Here is a 21,422-nt window from a genome sequence, read left to right on the forward strand (position 1 = left end):
TAAGGTTACTATTCGGGCAAAGTAACGCCGAATGAACCTGAGCTCATGAGTCGATGTCCAAAACAAACCGCCGGCGCGGCCGCAAAGAACGCCTGATGCAAGGATCGGAGGTTGACCCCAGCCCCCCTGTTTGGCCCGGGGTAGTCGGAGGGCGTCTGAAACCCCTGTCGCCCGAGGAAGAGACGCGGGTCGAAGAAGCGGCCCTGACGATCCTTGAGGATCTGGGGCTGAGCCAGGCCATCCCGTCAATGATTGAAAAAGTCACTGCAGCAGGCGGCTCCATGACTGCGGACGGCCGGTTGCTGTTCCCGCGCGATCTGGTCAAATGGGCGATCGACGGTGCCCAGCGTGGATTTAGCTTGTGCGGGCAACGGCCCGAGAATGACCTGATCATCGAAGCGGCGCGGGTTCATATGTCGACCGGCGGCGCGGCGCCGGGTGTGTTTGATCTGGACACACATGAATATCGCGAGTCCTCGCTGCAGGATCTCTACGACGCCGCTCGGATTGTCGACACGATGGACAACATACACCATTTCAGCCGGTCGGTTGTCGCACGCGACATCGAAGACAACAGTTTGTTGGACATCAACACGGCCTATGCCTGTCTGGCGGGCACGTCCAAGCATGTCTCGACCTCGATTACCGAGCCTCAGAATGTCGCCGAGATCGCCGCGCTTTGCTATAGTATCGCAGATGGTGAGGCGGCGTTTCGGGCCCGGCCATTTCTGACAGTGATGGTGTGTCACGTGGTTCCACCGATGCGGTTCGCCGAAGAAGCCTGTGAGGTTCTGGAACTGGCCATTGAGGCGGGCTTTCCCGTTCAGCTGATCAGCGCAGGTCAGGCGGGTGCCACCAGCCCGGCCACAATCGCGGGGTCTTTGGTGCAGGCCGTGGCCGAGACGCTGGCGGGCCTTGTGTTCGCCCGTCTGGTTGATCCCGAGGCCAAAGCCATTTTTGCCCCCAAGCCTCTGGTCGCCGATCTGCGCACCGGCTCGATGAGCGGCGGAGGCGGTGAACAGGCCATTCTGATGGCCGGTGCCGCGCAAATGGGTCGGCGCTGGAATCTGCCGACCAGTTCGATTGCCGGGATAACGGATTCCAAGCGCCTGGATGCGCAATACGGCGCCGAAAAGGCTCTGGCGGTGACGATGGCGGCCCATGCCGGGTCCAACCTGATCACGCAAGCGGCGGGCATGATGTCCAGCCTTCTGGGTGTCAGCCACGCGGCTTATGTCAGTGACAACGATCTGTTGGGCAATATCCTGCGAACGATCCGGGGCATTGAGGCGACGCCGGACAACATAGCGGCAGATGTCATTGCCGAAGTGTGCCGTGGCGAGGGCCACTATCTAGGCGAACAACACACGTTCAGCCGCATGAAATCGGACTATTTCTACCCCGAGATCGGTGATCGCCGCGCCCCCGCAGACTGGCAAGATGACGGTGCACTGCGTGTCGGCGATGTTGCACGCGAAAAGACACGCGAGATTCTGAGCACCAATTTCCCAGACCATTTGCCGGATGCTGTGGATCAAACGCTGCGACAACGGTTCGACATTCGCCTGACGCGGGCACAGATGGGACGATCGGAATGAAAAACCAAGATCTGAGTACACGCGCGCGAACCGCTTTGCCGGGCGGCGTCAGCCATGAGCTGCGTTACCGCGATCCGCATCCTGTGTTCATCGACCGCGCCTTGGGGGCCGAAAAATGGGACCGGGAAGGCCGGCGATACGTTGACTTCAAGATGGGCAGCGCCAGCCAGATGCTGGGGCATTGCCATCCGACGATTGTAGACGCGATACAAAGACAGGCTGCGCGTTCGATTTTCTGCGCTGACTGTCATGAAGCAGAGATCGAATGGGCCGAGTGGGTCAATCGCCTGTATCCCTCTGCCGAACTGACCCGGTTTACCGCGTCGGGCACCGAGGCCACGATGCTGGCCCTGCGATTGGCACGCGCCTATTCCGGCAAGGATCATGTATTGCGCGTGGATGGTCACTTTCATGGGTGGCACGATCATGCGCTAAAAGGGGCCAAACCCGGCAGCGAACAGGCCCCGTCGCTTGGGATTCCGGATGCCATCAATGATCTGGTCCACATCTGCGCCGCTGACCCTCAGGCGATGGAAAGTGCGCTGCAGGACGAACGTATTGGCACGGTCATCATTGAAGTATCCGGCGCGAATTATGGCTGCGTGCCTATGTCCACCGATACGCTTCGGGCGTTGCATGACGTGGCGCGGGCGGCTGGCGTGGTGCTGATCTTCGATGAGATCATCACTGGCTTTCGCTGGTCACCCGGCGGGCGACAGGCCCGAGACGGGATTGTTCCGGACCTTACCACTCTGGCCAAGATCGTTACCGGCGGATTGCCGGGGGGTGCCCTTTGCGGTCGCGCGACGATCATGGAACTGTTGAGCAATGCCACGGTACGCAATGGGCTGGGTCCGGCTGTCAGTCACAAGGGGACGTTCAACGGCTCACCTCTGGTGGCGGCGGCGGCCTGTGCCGCGATGCCCCTCTTGGCCAGCGGCGATGCGCAGGCGCAGGCCGATGCCATGGCCACGCGAATGCGGGATGGCATAAACGCTGCGATGTCAGAGCTTGGAGTTGCTGGTATCGCTTATGGCGAAAGCTCGATCTTCCATGTCTATTTTGGTGCTGAAAGCGTGGACGGGCTCAGCCCGGCGGAAATCCGAGGGCTGCCCAAGCCAACCGTCAAGGCTTATCGCGACGGTATGCTGTCGCGCGGGGTGGATATTATGTCCTACACCTCTGGTCTGACCTCTGCCGCCCATACGCCCGAGTTGATCGACGAGGCTCTGGCTGCGTTCCACGCAACTCTTTGCGACATGATCCGCGACGGAGTAGTGCAATGACCCTTCCCTCAGCTGCGCGCACCGTTGTGATCGGTGGCGGCGTCATCGGCTGCTCAATCGCGTATCATCTGGCCCGAGAGGGGCGCAAAGACATCGTGGTGCTGGAACGCTCAAAGCTGACTTCGGGGACCACGTGGCATGCGGCCGGGCTGGTGCGACGCCTGCGGCCTTCGGCGACGCTGACCAAGCTGATCAACTACTCGATTGACCTCTATGGCGCGCTGGAAACCGAGACGGGCCAGGCCACCGGCTGGACCCAAACCGGATCGCTGACGCTGGCCACCAATCCGGACCGTCTGACCAACATCAAGCGGCAGGTCTCGCTTGGTCGTGCCTTTGGGTTAGAGGCCGAAGTGGTCGATGCCGCCCGCGCCAAACAGCTTTGGCCGTTGATCGAAACAGATGACGTGATCGGAGCGGTCTGGTCCCCTGCGGACGGTCGGGTGAACCCTTCGGATGTGGCGCTGGCGCTGTCGAAGGGTGCACGGGCACGAGGGGTTCAGATTTTCGAGGATACCGCCGTGACGGGCCTGCAAAAAAAGGGTGGGCGCATCTCGGGTGTCGAGGTCGGGGACCATGTGATTGAGGCCGACGAAGTGGTTATCGCCTGTGGTCTTTGGTCCCGCGAAGTGGCGGCGATGGCGGGCGCGCATATGCCGCTTTATGCGTGCGAACACTTCTATATCCTGACCAAACCGCTGGCCGAGGTGCAGGCGCTTGGCAAGGGCGCACATCTGCCGACACTCAACGATCAGGACGCGTTCCTCTATGCGCGCGACGATGTCGAAGGGCTGCTGGTGGGCTGTTTCGAACCCCACGCCAAAGGAATTTCCACCCGCGACCTGCCCGCAGATTTCAGCTTTGATCTGCTGGACGAGGACTGGGACCACTTCATGCCGATGATGGAAAACGCCCTGCGCCGAATTCCTGCACTGGAGCGAGCCGAGGTGCGAATGCTGCTGAATGGCCCCGAGAGTTTCACCCTCGACAGCCAGTTCATGCTGGGCGAAAGCCCCGAAGTGCCGGGCTTGTTCCTGATGGGTGGCATGAACTCGACCGGCATCGCTCTGGCCGGCGGCGCGGGCAAGGCGATGGCCGAATGGATCATCGCGGGCGAGCCGACGATGGAGCTGAACGAGGCTGACATCCGCCGCTTTAGCCCCGAAATGAACGTGTTGGACGCGTTAGAGGCCCGCATCCCCGAGGTTCTGGGCCGGCACTATGACAACCCCTATCCGGGGCGGGCAATGGAGACGGCGCGTGGTCAGAGGCGTTCGCCCATTCACGCCGGGCTTGTTGCGGCGGGCGCGCAGTTCGAAAGCCGGGGTGGCTGGGAACGGGCGGTGCATTTCGGCGGCGAGGCCGCGCATTTCCCGTTGTCATTCGGTGTGCCCGCGTGGCGCGCTCAGGTTGGGATTGAGGTCGAAGCCTGCCGCAATGGGGCGGCTATTCTGGATCTATCCGCCTTTGGCAAGATCATGGTGCAGGGCCCCGATGCCTGCTCGTTTCTCAACCATCTTTGCGCGGCGCAGATGGACATCCCCGAAGGGCGTATCGCCTATACCCAGATCCTGAACGCGCGCGGCGGGGTGGAAAGCGACCTCACAGTGCAGCGTCACGGGTCCGAGACCTATCTGCTGATCGTCGGTGCGGGCGAAGTCGTGCGCGACCTCAAGCGCATACGCGAAACCCGCGGTGATTTCCGCGTTGAGTTCACCGACGTGACCAGCGGTTATGCCATTCTGGGCTTGGCAGGTGCCAAGGCGCGTGCCGTGTTGCGAGCGACCTCGAACACACCCGTGCCTGACCTGAAGAGCTTTCACTTCGCGCCGGTGGAAATCGGGCTGGCGCGGGGCTGGGCCGGGCGACTGAGCTTTACCGGCGAAGAAGGTTTCGAACTGTACATTCCCACCGACATGGCCATGACCGCCTATGAGGCACTGCTGGACGCCGGGGCCAGTCATGCGGGGCTATATGCCAGCGGCAGTTTGCGGATCGAAAGTGGGTTCCGTGCCTTCGGCCATGAACTGACCCCCGGCACCACGCCGCATGAGGCCGGTCTGGGTGCGTTCTGCGCCATGGGCACTGGGTTTGTCGGGGAAGAGACGCTGCGCGATCACACACCCGCGCGCCGGATTGTATCGCTGCTGTTCGACGACCCGGATGCGATTCCAATCCATGACGAGCCGGTTTACTTTGGCGGTGCGGTCGTTGGGCAAATAACCTCGGCCGCGTGGAGCTACCGTTTCGGGCGCTCTGTTGCACTGGCGATGATCAACGCGCCGCTCGATCAACTGGCCGCGAACAGGGTCGTCGCAGGGTTCGAAGTCGAAATCGCCTGCACACGCTACAGCGCCCGTGCGGCGCTAAAACCCGCCAAAGAGGCGTTCTAATGACTGACACCACGCGCACCATACAGGTTGCCATCATCGGCGGCGGGATCATGGGCGTTGCGGCCCAATTCCAGCTGGCTGAAAACGGCTGGACCGATACGATCCTGTTCGAAAAGGCCGAGCTGACCTCCGGGTCGACATGGCACGCCGCAGGTCAGATCGCCCATGCCGTCGGCAGCAGGATCGCGGGCTGGATCAACAAGACCTCAATCGAGACCTACAAGCGCGTCGAGGCGGAAACCGGCCAAAGCATCGGCTGGCACGAGGTCGGCGGCTTTCGGATCGCCACCACGAATGACGAAGTCGACTGGATGAAGTCGATCATGGGTGTCGGGAAACTGCTGGACCTGCCTATGGAACTGGTCGGGCCGGACGACGTTGCCAAAGGCAATCCGTTCTACAGAACCTCTGACATCAAGGCTGCAGTTCAAACCTTTGAAGACGGCCATATCGACCCATCCGGCGTCACCGTGGCGCTGGCCGCCGCCACCCGCGCGCGCGGAGCAAAGATCGAGCGGCACAACCGCGTCATCGGAGCCTCGCGCAAGGGAGACATGTGGTTGCTGAAGACCGAAAAGGGTGATGTGCTGGCCGAACACGTGGTGATCGCCGCAGGGTCTTATGCCAATCAGGTCGGCGAGTGGTTCGGCCTGAAAATCCCGTCGGTGTCATGCCTGCATCACTATCTGGTCACGGATACGGTGCCCGAGTTTCTGGACCGCCCCGAACTGCCGGTCATGCGCGACAATGCCTTTGGCGGCTATATCCGACAGGAACAGAAATCGGGCCTGATCGGCATCTACGAGGGCCATGTCTGCCCCACGGTCTGGGAAATGCCGCAGGGCGCGCCCTGGGCGGCAGAGAATGAGCTGTTTGAGGCCGACTACGACTCGATTGGCGATTTTCTGATGGTGGCCTTCGACAAAATGCCCATTCTGGCCGATCTGGGGATCAAACGTGTGGTGCGCGGGGCAATCACCCATACGCCGGATGGCGGGATGCTGGTCGGCCCGTCCGGCGCGCCGAATGTCTGGCTGTCCTGCGGGTCGTCCATTGGCCTCGCCTGGGGCGGCGGGGCTGGCAAGGTGTTGGCCGACTGGATGGTACACGGCGAAACCCAGATCAACACCCGTGGCATGGACCCACGCCGTTACGGAGACTTCAGCACTGACACTTTCATCGTCGAGCGCACCAAAGACGAGTTCATGCGCCGCCACGACACGCCCTGCCCCGGCAAACAATTCGAAAGCCTGCGCCCGCTGAACCGCCACCCGCTCTATGACCGGCTGGCCGCCAAGGGCGCGGTATTCGGCGAAGTGGCGGGCTGGGAACGCCCGCGCTATTTCGGTCAGGTGGGTGAGGTTGAACAGATCGGATGGGGCCACCAAAACTGGCACGTCAACGCTATGGCCGAGGCCAAGGCCACGCGCGCCGCTGCCGGAGTTATCGACCTCTGCGCCTTTGCCCAGTTCGAGATCACTGGCAAGGATGCGGGCACTTTGCTTGACCGGCTGTCGGCCAACAAAATCCCGACGCGTGACGGGCGGATCAGCCTGAACCATCTGCTGACAGACAAAGGACGGTTCGAGACTGAGATCACCATCTGGCGCATCGCTGAAGATCGGTATTTCACCGGCTCAGCCATTGCGCGCGCAAACCCGGATTTCGACTGGATCAAGTCCTACATCCGCCCCGGCGAAGACGTCCAGATGACCAATCTGTCATCCAATTGGGGGATGCTCGCGCTGTCCGGCCCTGCCGCGCGCCGGATCATGGCAGAGCTGACAGAAGCGGACCTCGGCAACGCAGCTTTCCCTTGGCTGTCGGGGCAAGAGATCGCAGTAGCAGGCATCCCGTGCTATGCGTTGCGCGTGTCCTTTGTCGGTGAACTTGGGTGGGAATTGCATGCGCCGCTGGACCGGATCGCGGCACTCTATGATGCGCTGTTCGAAGCTGGCACCAAGCATGGGTTGGTCGATCTGGGCTCTTATGCGTTCAACGGAATGCGGATGGAAAAAGCCTATCGCGCAAGCGGTGAGCTGACCACCGATGTCGGCCCGTTCGACGTCGGGTTAGACCGCTTTGTGCGCGCCGAGGAGCGTGATTTTGTCGGCAAAGACGCCCTGTTGGCCCGCCGCCCGGACTGGCGGTTGTATTACGCCGAACTTCATGCCGACGACATCGATATTCACGGCGGAGAGCCTGTTTTGCTGAACGGCACGCCCGTTGGTCTGACCACTTCGGGCGGGTACGGGTACACGGTCGGAAAATCGCTTGGCTGGCTGTTCGTGCGAAACGGAACCCCGCGCGACGGGCTGAGCGTGCAGATCCTGAACCGCTCAATCCCTGTAACCGTTCATGACGACGCCATTTTTGACCCGCAGAACCTGCGCCCCCGATCCGAGGACTAAGACCATGACCAACATCACTGGCGGCGAGGCCGTCTATCGCGTGCTCAAGGCCAACGGGATCGACACAGTGTTCGGGCTGTTGGGTGGTTCAATGCTGGAACTCTATGACGCCATGTATCAGGGCGGCGAGGTTGCCTATGTCGGTGCGCGTGATGAGCGTGCTGCCGGGCATATGGCGGATGCCTGGGCGCGGATGACCGGCAAGCCCGGCGTCGTTCTGGGCGCGCAGGCCGGGCCGGGCGTGGTCAATATCGTGACGGCCGTGGCCGAGGCACAGTTGGCCTATTCCCCGCTGGTGGTCATTGCCGGGGCGGTCACGCGGGCCGATCAACACAAGGATACTTTTCAGGAGGTCGATCAGGTGGCGCTATTTGCCCCGATCTGCAAACGCTCGGTCATGGTCACCGACCCGTCGCGCCTTGCGCCCATGCTGGAAGATGCGATCCGGCTGGCCAACTCGGGCCGTCGTGGGCCGGTCGTTTTGCACGTGCCGCGCGATCTGTTTGCGGCCGAGATGCCCGCAATTGAGCCTGCGCCGGTGAACATCGCCCGCCCCGGACCTGCGTCGCCCGCAGACGTGGCCGCGATTGCGGATCTTTTGCAAGGCGCAAAACGCCCGGTGATCTTTGCAGGCGGCGGTTTCAAGTGGGGCCAGGGGCGCGACGCCCTGACTGCTTTGGCAGAGGCGTTGGAGATACCGGTCGTCGCCTCGACCGGTCATGCCGACGTAATGCGCCACGGCCATCCGTGGTTTGCGGGGCAAGCTGGGCCACGCGGCAACCGGGTCGCCAGCCGTCTGACGAAAGAAGCCGATGTGCTGGTCGTTCTGGGCGCGCGGCTGGGTTTCAACTCGACCTTCCACAGTAATGATTACGTGGGGGCCGAGACCCGCATCGCCCAAGTGGACATCGATGGATCGGCGGTCGGGCGTTACTTCCCCGCCGAGATCGCGGTGCAAGCCGATGCGCGCCTGACGGCTGAAGTATTGACCGCGGCAACGAAGCCTGATTGCGATGCTTGGCGCGCACAATTCAAGGCCGACATGGATAGTCTGCGGGCCGAACGCGCGGAAGAGGCCGCAATCGAGACTCTGCCGATGCATCCCCGCCGCGCGCTGGCCGAGCTGCGCGAGGCGCTGCCCACAAACGCGATCGTCACGCTGGATACCGGCAACACCTGCCTTCAGGCTGCCGACCGCCTTGCTCATTACGAGCCAATGTCACTGATCACGCCACTCGATTTTGGTCTGGTCGGTTTTGGCCTGTCTGCCGCGATTGGTGCCAAAGCGGCAACGCCGGATCGACCGGTTGTGGCGATCATGGGCGATGGCGCTGTGGGCTATTCAATGATAGAAATCCAAACCGCCGTTTCGAACGAATTGCCAGTGGTTATCGTAGTTCTGGACAACCAGGCCTGGGGGGCCGAGAAAGCCTATCAGCAAGAGTTCTATGGCGGCCGTCTGCTGGGCGCCGAAATTCAAAGCCCGCGCTATGACAAATTCGCAGAACTATGCGGTGGCAAAGGCATCTGGGTTGATGGTCCGGGCGGCATGGGACCGGCACTGACAGAGGCCATAGAGTCCGGGCAAACAACTGTCATTCAGGCCAAAATTGATCCCGGTGCGCTTATGACACTGCGCAAGGATCTGTTCAAATCGCCGCAGAAAGACGCCTGAGCGCATTGCGGACCTACGACTGAGAGTTTGCCCGAAAAGCCGTTGGCGTCATACCCGTCTGACGCTGAAAAAAGCGCGTGAAATGGGACTTGTCCGAGTAGCCCAGTAGCAGCCCAATATCCCCAACGGTCTTGTTTCCGTTTCTGAGGTATTCCTTGGCGACGTCGATTTTCAGGCGTTTGACCTCGCGCGGCATCGTTGTGCCCTGTTGCCTGAGTGCCTTAACAAGCCGGTCCGCCTGAATACCCAACAGGTCCGCCACAACCTGCGGTCCCAAATCCGGCTCATCCAATTTGTCGCGCAAAACGGACCTCATCGCGGCAACGACCGTGACCTGCTCGTCCGGAGGCGCGCTGACATCTGGTTTGGAAGCGGTCTCTGGCGTCAGATTGATGAACAACCAGCTGACGGGAAAAGTGATTTGCATCCCCGGGCTGGTGCCCAAGCCGACCTCGACGCCCTTGTAGTCGATCGGCAAACCATTGATGTACCTGCTTTCCCACCGCACGACCGATGCATCCCACGACTTACCAACCACGGTTTGCAGAAGACGGATGTAGATAGCCGCTCCGAAACCTGTGACTTGTATGGGCGGCACGGCAGGTTCCTGTTGCCGCTCAATCCGATAGGTCGCTTTGTCTGCATCCACGATCAGTCTGTGACGAACCGAGCTGGATTCCTGCGGGACAAGCCGAACGAAACGGGTGAAAAATTCAAAAAGCGTATTTGACGTTTGCTGAGACTGCGCAAATGGAGGCCAGCTCTGCAAATCGAATGTTTCCCCGACATGAAGACCCAGGTATCGGTCTCCTGCTAAATCTGAAAAGGCATTCAAAAGGCCGTAGACTAGTTCCGAATGCACATAGACCGACGGGTCCGACAATAGCTCGGCTTTCAGCCCAACCTGATCCAGCGCGGGCTGCGGATCTATCCTGCGCTCTGTGAGATATTGCAGGAAAGGCCCCGCCAATGCCAGTCGGACAAAGCCTTCGCTGTGGTCTTGAGGGGAGGAGTTGAACGGCATGTCAGCCACCTTCAGCTTGAACAAAGCGTCGGGCCAGTTGCCATTTTTGACCCCATAATCGGACAACGTAGTGAAAAAGTGGCAACCGGACCAGACTTTTACAAGCTAATATTAGATAAATATGAATGTAATAAGGTGTATCATGCCCGCATTGCGCAGCTCACTGTTTTCGGTGTCGTTCATTGCAGCGACTTTATCGTTTACCCTGCCCGCCTCGGCTCAGGACGAGACGGCCCCTCAAACGCTATTCACCAACGTACATGTCTTCGATGGCGTGAATGAACAACGTATCGAAAACGCTAGCGTTCTGGTCGAGGGCAACCTGATCAAGTCTGTCTCGGCGGATACGATCGAGGCCCCCAATGCGACCGTGATTGACGGAGGTGGGCGCACTTTGTCCCCGGGTTTTATTGAGAACCATGCACATCTGATGTTGCCGGGGCCAACCTTGCCCGCAATGGAGGCCAACAGCACTTGGGAAGATCTCGCTATTCATGGCACACAAATGGCCGAGATGTACCTAATGCAAGGTTTTACAACCGTCAGGGATGCAGGTGGTGCCAATGGAGGCCTTCGCCGCGCGATCGACGCGGGAACTATTGTTGGGCCGCGCTTCTATCCCGCGGCGGCCTTCCTCAGCACGCGGGGTGGCCATGCTGACTTTGCAAACTTCACCGCGCCAGTGGGGCAGTCATCGAATTTCAGCCGCCTGAACATGGCGCAAGAAGTCGACAGCGTTTCCGAGATGTACAAGTTTGCCCGTAACAACTTTCGGATGGGAGCGACACAACTGAAGTACATGCAGTCAGGTGGCGTGGTTTCGGCCTTTGATCCGTGGCAATTGCTTGCGGGATCTTCGGCCGAACTGGAAGCTGCAGTTCAAGTCGCCAACGAGTATGAAAGTTACGTCATGGCCCATTCCTACCGGAAGGAAACGATCATGGCTGCGTTGAATGCCGGGGTCCGGTCGATTGAACATGGTTTCATGTTTGATTGTGAAATTTCCGCGTTGATGTCGGAGAAAGGGGCTTACATTACAACCAACCTGACCGCGTTTGATCCAAATCTCTTTGACATCCCTGCCATCCGCGATGTCCCAGCCAGCCTAAGAAAGGCACAATCCGCAACAAAGGCTTTTGGCGATTACATCAAAAATATGAATGAATGCCCTGCCAAAAGGGGGTTCCACACGGATTGCGTGGGTTCTGTTGCTGCCTGCAATGTTCAAATTGCCTATGAGAAACACCTCAATAACGAGTTCTTTGGCTCCCATGCCTCATTGGTTGCAATGACATCAACCGGGGGCGAAATCGCCTCTTTGACTGGACCGTTCATGAACCCTTATCCCGAGGGCAAGCTTGGCGTTATCGAAGAAGGGGCCTATGCGGATATTCTGCTAATCGATGGCAACCCGCTTGAGGATTTCTCGGTCGTCGGCACGGGCGACCAGTGGTTCGGAGCTGACCCGAGACCAGAGAGCCCCGAAACCATTCGACTGATTATGAAAGATGGTGTGATATACAAAAACACGCTGGAATAATCGGGAAAGACAGCCGGAGAGTGGCTATGGGCAATTGGTTTCGTTTCGCAGTGTTCGCGGCAATGGTCTGGTACGCGCAACCCGCCTTTGCGACACCGGGAACGGTGCTTGACTGGACAGACCTGCCGGATCCGTCCGTTCAGGTCTTTGAAGACCCCTATCGCGATCTTGGTCCGGAACAGTTCGATGATCTCCTTTACGTCGTTCGCTTGCGCGGCCGGCTGCAGCAGGATGCTGGCAGCGTCGAGGACAGGCAGAAATGGCAAGAGCTTCTGACCGAGACCGAGGACGCCTTGGCGGAAGGCGGAATTGATGTCGACTGGCTGCTGGATCAGCGAGAGGTCGTGACCGAACGGCGCAGGAAAGCGGGCACCTATGGAAACCCGCAAATCGACGGTCAAACAGTCACTATGGCGGGGTTTGCCATTCCGGCCCCCGCCGACCCGGACGGGCGACCGGTGGCTTATCTGGTACCAGAGCGCGGCATGTGCAGCCATTTGCCCCCGCCCCCGCCCAACCAGATGATCCGTGTACGATTGAACGACGATTGGACACCCAGCTATTTCCACGAACCCGTACGCCTTACAGGCGTCCTGACCATCGCACCGTCCGAACAAAGCATGATGGTCGTGGATGGATATATGCCCATGCACGCGACCTTTCAGCTGGACACGGACAGCGTTGAAACGCTGGAAATGCAGGGCGACCAGCTGGAATGGAGCGACAGCGCGGCCGACCGCTTTCGCGCCGCACGACACCGTAAAACAGGTGGAGCACAAACATCCCAATGATAAGGCCCCTGATTGCTGCGCTTTTGACCTTGGCGTCCATCCAAGCGGCCTCGGCCCAAGGTCTGTCCGGGCCTTCCTCTGTCGGGGCAGAGCTTGAGCCCGGAGATGGCTTGACCGATCCGCAATATCGTTCGGATTTTCCACGCAACATCGCACCGGGTTGGTTCAACTGGAAAGACCGGCTGGCTGAAAACGGGTTCCGTTTCAACTTTGACTATCTGGCACTGGGCCAAACGTCGGATGCCGATCTTGGAACAGGCGAAGCAGCTGGCGGTATCGCAAGGTTTTACGGAAACTGGCAGGCGACCGACCACGGCTCTGTGACGTTCAAGATCGAGCACAGGCACAGTTATACGGATGTGGCCCCTCAGTTCCTTGGACTGAATGGGGGTGCGTTGTCGATCACAGGGACGGCGTTTAATGACTCCGGCTTGCTTCTCAGCAACCTGTTTTGGACGCAGAGGGCCAGCAACGGGGCCTGGACCCTTCAGATCGGGCAGATCGACGTGACGGATTTCGTTGATATCTATGGTCTTGTCAGCCCTTACAGCGGGTTTCAAAACCTTGCCTTTAACACCAACCCAACGATCAACACGCCAAATCAGGGTTTGGGTATCGCCGGGGGCCTTAAGCTCAACAGCAACCTGTACCTTGTGGCCAGTTTGGCCGACGCAAACGCTGATCCGTCAGATCCCAACTTTGACGTTTTCAGTGACGGCAACCTCTTTAAATCGCTCGAGCTTGGGTACACGTCCGGGTTTGATCGCATCTATTTTGACAACATCCATCTGACGCTCTGGCATGCCGATGCCGCCGAAGATGGCTCGCGCGCTGAAGACTATGGCGGGGCGTTCTCAGCCGCCTGGTTTATTGACAATAAGTGGATGCCGTTTTTCCGCGCTGGGGTGTCCAAGGGGACTGCAGCACTCTACCAGAGATCGGTTTCAACCGGCATAGGCTATTATGGTCGAAACACTGACCTTGCGGGGGTGGGCCTGAACTGGGCCGAAGCGCGCGGGATCAGCGGTGATCAGTTCACCGTTGAGGCTTTCTATCGTTTCTCGATCTCGCCGGGTCTGCAGATCACGCCGTCTGTGCAGTTCATCTCGAACCCGCTGCAAAACCCAGATCAGGACAGTATCGCACTCTTCGGCCTTCGAACCCGCATCGTGTTCTGAGGCCGTTTTCCTCGCGCCTTGATTATACGGCAACGACGAGGACAATCAGGAACAGCAGGGTCATGACCCCACCGACCTTGGTGAAATCCGCAACCGAGTACCCGCCCGGTCCCATGATCAGCGCGTTAACCTGATGCGTCGGGATCAGGAATGAGTTCGACGTCGCCAATGAGACTGTAATGGCAAACAGGGCGGGATCGGCCCCAAGCCCAAACGCAATGTTGACCGCCAGCGGCACCAACAGCACAGTGGAACCCACATTGGACATCAGCAGTGTAAACACCGTGGCCAGACCGGCGATGGCGGCCTGAGACACCCAGATCGGTGCGTCGCCCAACAGTTTCAAAACTTGCTGCGCGATCCATTCAGCCGTCCCGCTTGACTGTACCGCCACCCCAAGGGGGATAAGACTGGCGAGCAGGAACACCGTGGACCAGCTGACAGCATCATAGGCGTCGTCGATCGTCAGCACGCGGCTGACAATCATCCCGGTTGCTCCGACCAGCAAGCAGACCGACAGGCGCACACAACAAATTACCAGCCGCTTTTTCCGTTGCCCGATTGTTGCTGCCGAACCGCGCCCAGAATATACAAGGCGTTGTCGAGGAGTAACAAATGGCGGAAAAATCAAAGTCGGAGGCGACCGCGCGGGGGAAATTCGCTGGGCGCAACGCAGGCATCGGTCACGAAATCCGAGCAATGCGGCGCGCCATGGGAATGACGCTGAACGACTGTGCCGAGGCAGCCTCGCTTTCGGTAGGATTCCTCAGCCTTGTCGAACGGGGTCAGAAACAACCCTCGCTGGAAGCCCTGCAACGCATCAGTGCCGCCTTGGGCATCGAAATCGGCTGGTTGTTCCCGCCCTCGCCAAACGATGATCCGATCGAAAACCAGTATATTGTGCGAAAAGGGTTCAGACGCCGCATCGACTATTCGCGGTTGTCGGGCACTGATTATCTTGGCGAGGTCGACTATCTGCTGTCTCCGTCAGTCGACGGTCAACTGGCCATGTCCCTGATGCAGTTTTCCCCCGGAGGCCATTCCGGTGACAACCCCTTGTCCCATGAGGGCGAGGAAGTCGGCTATGTGCTTGCCGGTCAGCTGACCCTTGAGGTGGATGGCCATACATTCGTGTTGGAGGAAGGCGATAGTTTCGGTTTTCCCGGACACAAGCCGCATCGGTATTGCAACAAAGGAACGGCCGAATTGCAGATCATCCACACCAACACGCCGGTCATCATGAAGGCCCGTTGAACTGGGTTACGCCGGTAAATCGTCGCCGTCCGCCATCAACTCAATGATCTTTTGCGAATAGCTGAGCGTTGGTCCCTCCCAATGCGGTGAGAGACGGCCGCCATCATAGCCGGAACATCTGCGCCCCTGCTGCAGCCCTTTCAGAACAGAAATATCCTCTTTGTTCAGGTCGTCCCACATATTGATGAGATCGGTACGCTCTTTTTCGTACCTCTCACCCGTCGCTGCTTCGTCACCGATAACGAACACATGCAGTTCTTCCCGGCAATGGTCGGGCGCTTCGGGATAGGCGACAAGCACCGTGAACTGGTCCGGGTAAATCTCGACTGCGAAATGCGGCATGGTCAGGAACCATTGCCCTTTCATGCTGTCCTCTTCCGAGAGCGCGGGATAGTGCGGCAGCCCCATGCCGCGCCCTTCTTCGAGTTTCGGAAAGCGATAGCCGTTCACGAACGTACTGCGCCGCCATTCTCCGGACCAACGCACATCCATCGGCGCAAACTCGAGCAAACGGGGGTGAAGGGCGAAGACGTGGTAGCCCTCCATGTAGTTTTCGTAGACCAGCTTCCAGTTGGCCTCGACTTCGAAATCCCGTTTCCCCGCCCAACGGATAGCGGACAGGTCATACCCCCTGAGTTGGTCCAGAACGGGCTTCATCCAAACGTCCAGTGGCTCAGCCGTGCCCGAGATATTGACGAACAGGCAACCAAAGAACTCCTCAATCCGAACCGGGATCAGGTTCAGTTTGTCTCCGCCGCCATCCTTGAAAATCCCGGCTTCATTCGGGCCGTCAAAATGCGGGCGGGCGCGCAGTTTTCCATCCAGCCCATAGGCCCAACGGTGATAGGGGCATGTGAGCGTCGCCTTTTTGCAGGGTTCGGTAACCAACTGCATGCCCCTGTGGCGGCAAACGTTCTGAAACCCCCGAATGACACCGTCGCGCCCGTGGACCAGAACAATCGGCGTACCGGCGATTTCGATCGGTTTCATGGCGCCCGGTTCGGCAATCTCGGCCCGCGCGCCCGCAAACACCCAGGATCGCCGAAAGATCAGTTCCTGCTCCATCTGGAACCATTCTTCGGACCAGTAGGCTTGGTTGGGCAGGCCCGCGGCCTGATCAATGGATCGAAACAGCTGTGCGTATCCTTCTTCCCCGAGGATACGACGCATTCGGTCAAGGTTGGTCTCCTTGGGGACTGCTCCGTTCATTTTCCGTCTCCGAATCAAGTCGCCCATCCGAAAATACCCTTTTGGAAAAATTATGGACAAAAATTTTTCCTTGAGGAATGGTTTTCGCAGGATGCGGGGAGTTGAAAATGATGGATTCGGCTCGAGTGGTCGTAATTGGCGGCGGCAACATGGGGGCCAGCGTGCTGTATCATTTGGCCAAAGAGGGATGGACCGACGTTGTTCTGATCGAAAAGGCCGAACTGACCTCTGGGGCGACCTGGCATGCCGCCGGGCTGGTCAGCCGGATGACACCGGGTCACGCGTTAGGGGTTTGTCACGACTATGCGGTCGATCTGTACAAGACCATCGAGGAAGAGACCGAACAGGGTGTCAGCTGGCACAATTGCGGATCCTTGCGGGTGGCAGCAACTGAGGATCACCGCGCCTGGCTGATGCACACGCGTGATGCGGTTCTAGCGCGGGGGCAAGACTGTCACTGGGTTAGCCCGGAAGAGATCGCCGCGCTGAACCCGATCTATGACACGTCCCATATCATCGGGGGGATTTACACGTCCGATGATGGCCATGTGGACCCGTCCGGCACGTGCCAGGCCATGGCCAAGGGCGCTCGGATGCGCGGAGCCAAAGTCATACGTCACAACCGGGTGACGGATGTGCAGCAGTTGCCTTCGGGCGAGTGGAAAGTGGTGACCGAACAGGGCGATATTCTGTGCGAGCATGTGGTCAACGCGGGCGGCTACCACGCGCGCCAGATCGGTGCCTTTAGCGGGCTGGACCTGCCGATTGTTCCGATGCAGCACCACTACGTGGTCACGGATACCGTGCCCGAGTTCGAAGCGATGGGCCATGAAATACCTGTCACCCGCGACGACTATTTCACCGGCTATCTGCGCCGCGAACAGGGTGGCGCATTGATCGGGCTGTATGACACCCATGATGCACTGGCCAAATGGCGCGACGGCTGCCCATGGGACAGCGAGAATGAGCTGTTCGAGCCGGATTACGACCGGATCACGCCTTGGCTGGAGAAGTGCTTTGAACGCTATCCGGCACTAATGGAGCGCGGCATCAAGCGGATCGTCAATGGTGCGATCACCTATACCCCGGACGGGCACCCGCTGGTCGGGCCCGCGCCGGGGCTGCGCAATCACTGGCTGGCTTGCGGAGCGACGGTGGGCATTGCCTGGGGTCCGGGCCTGGGCCGGGCGTTGGCGCAGTGGATGGTGCATGGCACCGCCGATATCTCGATGCGTGGCTTTGATCCGCGCCGTTTCCATGGTCGCGTGGACGATGAGTATGCCTATCAGCGCTGTCGCGAAAACTACATGACACGCCTGTCCCTGCCCTACCCACAACTGCAGTACGAAACCTGCCGCGAGATCCGCAATTCCGGGGTTCATGGCCGCACCAAGGCCCTGCATGCGGTGTTCGAAGAAGCCGGCGGCTGGGAGCGACCCCGCGTCTATGGCAAACCCGAATGGGCGGGTAAGGAACCGCAATCGTGGAAGCGCGGTCCTTCCTGGGAGGCGGCGGTCGCCGAGGCCCGTGCCGTGCACGAGCGCGTCGGCATCGGCGACTTTTCGGCCTTCTCCAAGTTTGAGGTCACCGGGCCGGAAGCCGAAGCCTTTCTGAACCGTCTCTGCGCCAACCGAATGCCGAAAAAGTTTGGCGGCACTTGTCTGACGCTGCTCTTGAACGAACAGGGCACGATTGAAGGCGAGGCGACGATCGCTCGGTTGGGTGAGGATCGGTTCTGGTTCGTCACGGGTGGCCCGTCCGAGCGGCGGGTCTGGGACTGGATCACCGTGCATCAGCGCGGGACCGAGGATGTGACGGTCAAGAATCTGTCTGACGATTGGGGCATTCTGACCGTGGCCGGTCCGAATGCGCGTGAGGTGCTTGCCCCACTGAGCGGTGCTTCGTTGAACAATGCCGATTTCGGCTGGCTCAAGGCGCGCGAGATGACGGTCGCGGGCGTGGATTTGATCGCGCTGCGTCTGTCTTTCTCGGGCGAATTGGCGTGGGAGTTGCACGCGCCGATGGATCAGCTTGGCAAGCTCTGGGATGCACTTTGGGACGCGGGCCAACCGCATGGCATGGTGCCCTTCGGCTCAAAAGCACTTGAGATGATGCGGATGGAAAAGGCTTATCGCGGGGGTCACGAACTGACCAATGACGCCAGCCCCGTCCATACCGACCAAATGCGGTTCGTGAAGTTCGACAAGGATTTCGTAGGCAAACAGGCGCTGGCGAAGCTGGCCGAAACGGGCAGCTCTTCGGTCATTGCCTATCTCGATATCGAGATAGAGGGCACCGATGTTCTGGGCGGTGAAGCGGTCTATCTGAATGGCGCGAAGGTGGGCTCGATTTCCTCTGGCGGTTTTGGCCCGGTGACCCGGCGCAATCTGGGGTTTGCCTTCGTCAATCCCCATGCGGCCATGCCTGGCACCGAATTGAAGGTGATTGTATTTGGCCAGATGTACAAGGCAACTGTGCTGGCCGATGCGGTGTTGGACCCACAAAACCTGCGTCTGCGCGATGTGGCAGCAATCTGAAAGGCGGCGACATGACCGATCACAACTCTAGTGCCGATTTTGCCAAGGCCGTTTTACCCCCACCGCAGATCGACTGGCCAAAGCTCAACGATTACCGCATGGGCCGCATCCGCGAGGCGATGGCGGAACGGGACGTGGAACTGGCGGTCATCACCAATCCGCTGACCATGCGTTATGCCGTGAATTACCACGAATACATGCAGTTTCAGGCGCGTATCCCGCTGATGATGCTGATGGTCTTTGCCGATGGTCCTGTGGTGTTCAGCGGGGCGTTCATAAAGGATCTCGACCATGTGACCGAATACATCCCGATGTTCGGTCTGGCGCCGTTCCTTGCGGGTTTTGACCAAACGGAGAATACGCGCAAGTTCGTGGATTTCGTCAAAGGTCGGTTGCAGGGCAAAGGGCGCTGCCGTGTTGCGCTGGACCGGTTGGATGCCTCAGCCGTGCAGGGGCTCATGCAGGCGGGTTTCGAAGTGGTCGACGCCCCCGGCTTTCTGGAAAAGGCGCGCTCGATCAAATCGGCCGAAGAGGTCGAGCTGTGTCGCTATGCCATCGACGTTGCCCAGTTGGGCATTTCCCGGATGCATGAGGCGTTTCAACCCGGCATTTCGGAGAACGAACTGTGGAGCATTCTGAGCCAGGTCAATATCGCCCATGGCGGCTTGTGGTCTGAGGCGCGCATGCTGGCCTCAGGCCCGCGCACCAATCCGTGGCTGCAAGAGGCCGGAGAGCGGCGCGTTCAGCAAGGCGAACTGCTTGGGTTCGACACCGACATGGTCGGCCCGTTCGGTTATATGTCCGATATCTCGCGCACCTGGTATTGCGGCGACGGCAAAGCCCCGGATGAATTCCGCGATCTGTTCAAACGCGCGCTAGACGAGATCGAACACAACAAGGCCAATGTCCGCCCTGGCGTGACGTTCAAAGAGTTGGTGGACAAGAGCTTCCGCCACCCCGAAGAGTTCGTTGCCCACAGATACCCCTGCATCATGCATGGCGTGGGGATGTGTGATGAATACCCCTATGTCCCTTATCCCCAGGATTGGGATGACATTGGCTATGACGGGATCATTGAGGAAAACATGATGATCTGTGTCGAGGGTTATGTCGGGTCTGATCGCGGCGGAAGCGGCGTAAAGATCGAACATCAGTTTCTGGTAACGGCCGATGGGCTCGAACAGCTCGACACCTATCCCTATGACGAAAACCTGCTACGTTAACGGCGGGTATCGGGATTCCCGCCGCTCCTCGTGCCTTGCAAGAACAGGTGTTGCTCCGTCACTTCATGTATCGGGTTACGCAGCTTTGGAAGTAAGTCAGCGGAGATTCTGCTCCTGCGCCATTGGCCAGATCGGCCACACCGTACATCGGCGAATGCAGTGAACGCTGCATCTTTTCCGCGACGTAGACGTCTTCGGTTTGGAAATCGTTGGTTTCCAGCGGATGTTTGGTCCAGTGAGAGGATTTGATCATCCCGCTTTGCTTGTCATACCCCGGCATATCCTTGACCGAGCCACGCATCGACATCCACGATTTGGCCGCCCAGACACGCGCGTGCAACAATGTGACCTCAGCACTGACAGGCTCCATTATGGACACCGAGAATGACCATGGATTGGCCACGATCAGTGTTGTCGGAAACAGCATGTAAACGCCGCCATAGCCTTCCTTTTCGGCATGGGGGATCTTTTTGGACCGCCACTTGTCCATATTGCGGGTGACAAAGTTCGGCGTCCTCGACCGGGCCATTCCGTTTTCCGTGGAATACCAGACCTGATTGTCGCCATATGCATCCCAGATATTCTTGTCCTGGGTCGGACCACCAAGCGTGTTCTCATGCAGATAGGCCAGGTGGTATCCGTCGATGGCGTTCTCGAAGAAAACCTTCCAGTTGCACTGCATCTCGTAGGTGACGGTCTCGCCGAAATCCACCAATTCATTGCTGGTGATGTCGTGTGGCCAGACAACATCCTGCACACCACCCAACCAATCAGAGATGTCCTGGTCGGGCTCTGGATTGACGAAAACCAACCCTTTGAACACTCCGACTGAGGCGCGGTGCAGGCCATTGGCTTTTTTGTCCAGATCAGGGAAGCAGCTTTTCTGGTCCGGAACGCCGCGCAAAGCGCCGTCAAGGCCAAAGGTCCAGCGGTGGTAAGGACAAACAATGGTCTTGCCCGTGTTGCCGCAGCCGCGATCTACCAATTCGGTGCCCCGGTGGCGGCAAACGTTGTGAAAGGCGCGCAGCTCACCGTCATTACCGCGAATGGCCAGCAAGGTATAATTGCCGACCTTGGCGGTGAAGTAGTCGCCGGGTTTCGCGAGATCAGATTCAATCCCCGCAAAGCCCCACGTTTTGGAGAACAGATTGCGGTTTTCGCGCGCGAACCACTCTTCCGATGTGTACGCTTCGGGTTTGAGTATCTGGAATGCCTCTTCTGGCATTTTGTCTTGATCAAGCATGTCTGGTTGTCCTCGAAGTACGTTCAGATTTCATATTGTCTTTTTCGACAATTAAAGTCA

The 21,422-nt window shown here is 59.2% G+C and carries 14 protein-coding genes and 1 pseudogene; 11 read left to right on the plus strand and 4 right to left on the minus strand.

Annotated elements, in window-relative coordinates:
- Positions 1-53 precede the first annotated feature (53 nt).
- Genes J7416_RS13895 through J7416_RS13915 form a run of 5 tightly spaced genes read left to right on the plus strand, consistent with a single transcriptional unit; the run spans position 54 to position 9,363 of the window.
- Entirely contained in the window at positions 54-1,598 is a 1,545-nt protein-coding gene (locus J7416_RS13895; protein ID WP_209225521.1) for a trimethylamine methyltransferase family protein, read from the plus strand.
- Positions 1,595-2,884, plus strand: a complete 1,290-nt coding sequence (locus J7416_RS13900; protein ID WP_209225523.1) for an aminotransferase class III-fold pyridoxal phosphate-dependent enzyme — start codon at positions 1,595-1,597, stop codon at positions 2,882-2,884. Before J7416_RS13895 ends, J7416_RS13900 begins: the two co-directional genes overlap by 4 nt.
- Entirely contained in the window at positions 2,881-5,277 is a 2,397-nt protein-coding gene (locus J7416_RS13905; protein ID WP_209225525.1) for an FAD-dependent oxidoreductase, read from the plus strand. The genes J7416_RS13900 and J7416_RS13905 overlap by 4 nt, the downstream gene beginning before the upstream one ends.
- Positions 5,277-7,688 (plus strand): FAD-dependent oxidoreductase, encoded by a 2,412-nt coding sequence (locus J7416_RS13910; protein ID WP_209225526.1) that lies wholly within the window; start codon positions 5,277-5,279, stop codon positions 7,686-7,688. Before J7416_RS13905 ends, J7416_RS13910 begins: the two co-directional genes overlap by 1 nt.
- A 4-nt stretch (positions 7,689-7,692) precedes the next feature.
- Positions 7,693-9,363, plus strand: a complete 1,671-nt coding sequence (locus J7416_RS13915) for a thiamine pyrophosphate-binding protein (RefSeq protein ID WP_209225527.1) — start codon at positions 7,693-7,695, stop codon at positions 9,361-9,363.
- A gap of 13 nt (positions 9,364-9,376) precedes the next feature.
- On the opposite strand, the gene J7416_RS13920 is transcribed toward J7416_RS13915, so the two are convergent.
- Positions 9,377-10,387, minus strand: a complete 1,011-nt coding sequence (locus J7416_RS13920; RefSeq protein WP_209225529.1) for an AraC family transcriptional regulator — start codon at positions 10,385-10,387, stop codon at positions 9,377-9,379.
- A gap of 142 nt (positions 10,388-10,529) precedes the next feature.
- Here J7416_RS13920 and J7416_RS13925 point away from each other — a divergent pair, with 142 nt between their 5' ends.
- From J7416_RS13925 to J7416_RS13935, 3 genes are read left to right on the plus strand one after another with little or no spacing between them, the layout of a single operon-like run.
- The gene (locus J7416_RS13925) at positions 10,530-11,927 is read left to right on the plus strand and encodes an amidohydrolase family protein (protein ID WP_209225530.1); all 1,398 of its coding nucleotides are present in this window, start codon (positions 10,530-10,532) and stop codon (positions 11,925-11,927) included.
- Between the two features lie 26 nt (positions 11,928-11,953).
- Positions 11,954-12,718, plus strand: a complete 765-nt coding sequence (locus tag J7416_RS13930) for a DUF3299 domain-containing protein (RefSeq protein ID WP_209225532.1) — start codon at positions 11,954-11,956, stop codon at positions 12,716-12,718.
- Positions 12,715-13,896 carry a carbohydrate porin gene (locus J7416_RS13935; protein WP_209225534.1) on the plus strand — a complete coding sequence of 394 codons (1,182 nt, stop codon included), beginning with the start codon at positions 12,715-12,717 and terminating at the stop codon, positions 13,894-13,896. The genes J7416_RS13930 and J7416_RS13935 overlap by 4 nt, the downstream gene beginning before the upstream one ends.
- Before the next feature lie 22 nt (positions 13,897-13,918).
- Here J7416_RS13935 and J7416_RS13940 read toward each other — a convergent pair.
- Positions 13,919-14,437 (minus strand): annotated as a pseudogene (locus J7416_RS13940) (SLC13 family permease); the annotation flags it as partial.
- Positions 14,438-14,511: 74 nt separating this feature from the next.
- On the opposite strand from J7416_RS13940, the gene J7416_RS13945 reads away from it, so the two are divergent.
- Entirely contained in the window at positions 14,512-15,150 is a 639-nt protein-coding gene (locus tag J7416_RS13945) for a cupin domain-containing protein (protein ID WP_209225537.1), read from the plus strand.
- 6 nt (positions 15,151-15,156) lie between these two features.
- Here the strand turns inward: J7416_RS13945 and J7416_RS13950 are convergent, their stop codons facing one another.
- A complete protein-coding gene (locus tag J7416_RS13950; protein WP_209225539.1) occupies positions 15,157-16,359 on the minus strand; it encodes an aromatic ring-hydroxylating dioxygenase subunit alpha in 1,203 nt (400 codons plus the stop codon).
- A 107-nt stretch (positions 16,360-16,466) separates the two neighbouring features.
- On the opposite strand from J7416_RS13950, the gene J7416_RS13955 reads away from it, so the two are divergent.
- The gene (locus J7416_RS13955) at positions 16,467-18,896 is read left to right on the plus strand and encodes an FAD-dependent oxidoreductase (protein ID WP_209225541.1); all 2,430 of its coding nucleotides are present in this window, start codon (positions 16,467-16,469) and stop codon (positions 18,894-18,896) included.
- 11 nt (positions 18,897-18,907) lie between these two features.
- Entirely contained in the window at positions 18,908-20,119 is a 1,212-nt protein-coding gene (locus tag J7416_RS13960) for a Xaa-Pro peptidase family protein (protein ID WP_209225542.1), read from the plus strand.
- A 58-nt stretch (positions 20,120-20,177) separates the two neighbouring features.
- Here J7416_RS13960 and J7416_RS13965 read toward each other — a convergent pair whose 3' ends face one another.
- Positions 20,178-21,362, minus strand: coding sequence for an SRPBCC family protein (locus J7416_RS13965; RefSeq protein ID WP_209225544.1), 1,185 nt, complete (start codon positions 21,360-21,362; stop codon positions 20,178-20,180).
- Positions 21,363-21,422 lie beyond the last annotated feature (60 nt).

It is taken from the genome of Ruegeria sp. R14_0 (assembly GCF_017743975.1).
Lineage (GTDB): Bacteria > Pseudomonadota > Alphaproteobacteria > Rhodobacterales > Rhodobacteraceae > Ruegeria.

Excerpts from the sequence above, each read along its gene's own strand:
- J7416_RS13895 (WP_209225521.1), top strand. The coding sequence starts at position 54 with ATGTCCAAAACAAACCGCCGGCGCGGCCGCAAAGAACGCCTGATGCAA.
- J7416_RS13910 (WP_209225526.1), top strand. The coding sequence starts at position 5,277 with ATGACTGACACCACGCGCACCATACAGGTTGCCATCATCGGCGGCGGG.
- J7416_RS13950 (WP_209225539.1), bottom strand. The coding sequence starts at position 16,359 with ATGAACGGAGCAGTCCCCAAGGAGACCAACCTTGACCGAATGCGTCGT.
- J7416_RS13935 (WP_209225534.1), top strand. The coding sequence starts at position 12,715 with ATGATAAGGCCCCTGATTGCTGCGCTTTTGACCTTGGCGTCCATCCAA.
- J7416_RS13920 (WP_209225529.1), bottom strand. The coding sequence starts at position 10,387 with ATGCCGTTCAACTCCTCCCCTCAAGACCACAGCGAAGGCTTTGTCCGA.
- J7416_RS13905 (WP_209225525.1), top strand. The coding sequence starts at position 2,881 with ATGACCCTTCCCTCAGCTGCGCGCACCGTTGTGATCGGTGGCGGCGTC.
- J7416_RS13930 (WP_209225532.1), top strand. The coding sequence starts at position 11,954 with ATGGGCAATTGGTTTCGTTTCGCAGTGTTCGCGGCAATGGTCTGGTAC.
- J7416_RS13955 (WP_209225541.1), top strand. The coding sequence starts at position 16,467 with ATGATGGATTCGGCTCGAGTGGTCGTAATTGGCGGCGGCAACATGGGG.
- J7416_RS13900 (WP_209225523.1), top strand. The coding sequence starts at position 1,595 with ATGAAAAACCAAGATCTGAGTACACGCGCGCGAACCGCTTTGCCGGGC.
- J7416_RS13945 (WP_209225537.1), top strand. The coding sequence starts at position 14,512 with ATGGCGGAAAAATCAAAGTCGGAGGCGACCGCGCGGGGGAAATTCGCT.
- J7416_RS13915 (WP_209225527.1), top strand. The coding sequence starts at position 7,693 with ATGACCAACATCACTGGCGGCGAGGCCGTCTATCGCGTGCTCAAGGCC.
- J7416_RS13965 (WP_209225544.1), bottom strand. The coding sequence starts at position 21,362 with ATGCTTGATCAAGACAAAATGCCAGAAGAGGCATTCCAGATACTCAAA.
- J7416_RS13960 (WP_209225542.1), top strand. The coding sequence starts at position 18,908 with ATGACCGATCACAACTCTAGTGCCGATTTTGCCAAGGCCGTTTTACCC.
- J7416_RS13925 (WP_209225530.1), top strand. The coding sequence starts at position 10,530 with ATGCCCGCATTGCGCAGCTCACTGTTTTCGGTGTCGTTCATTGCAGCG.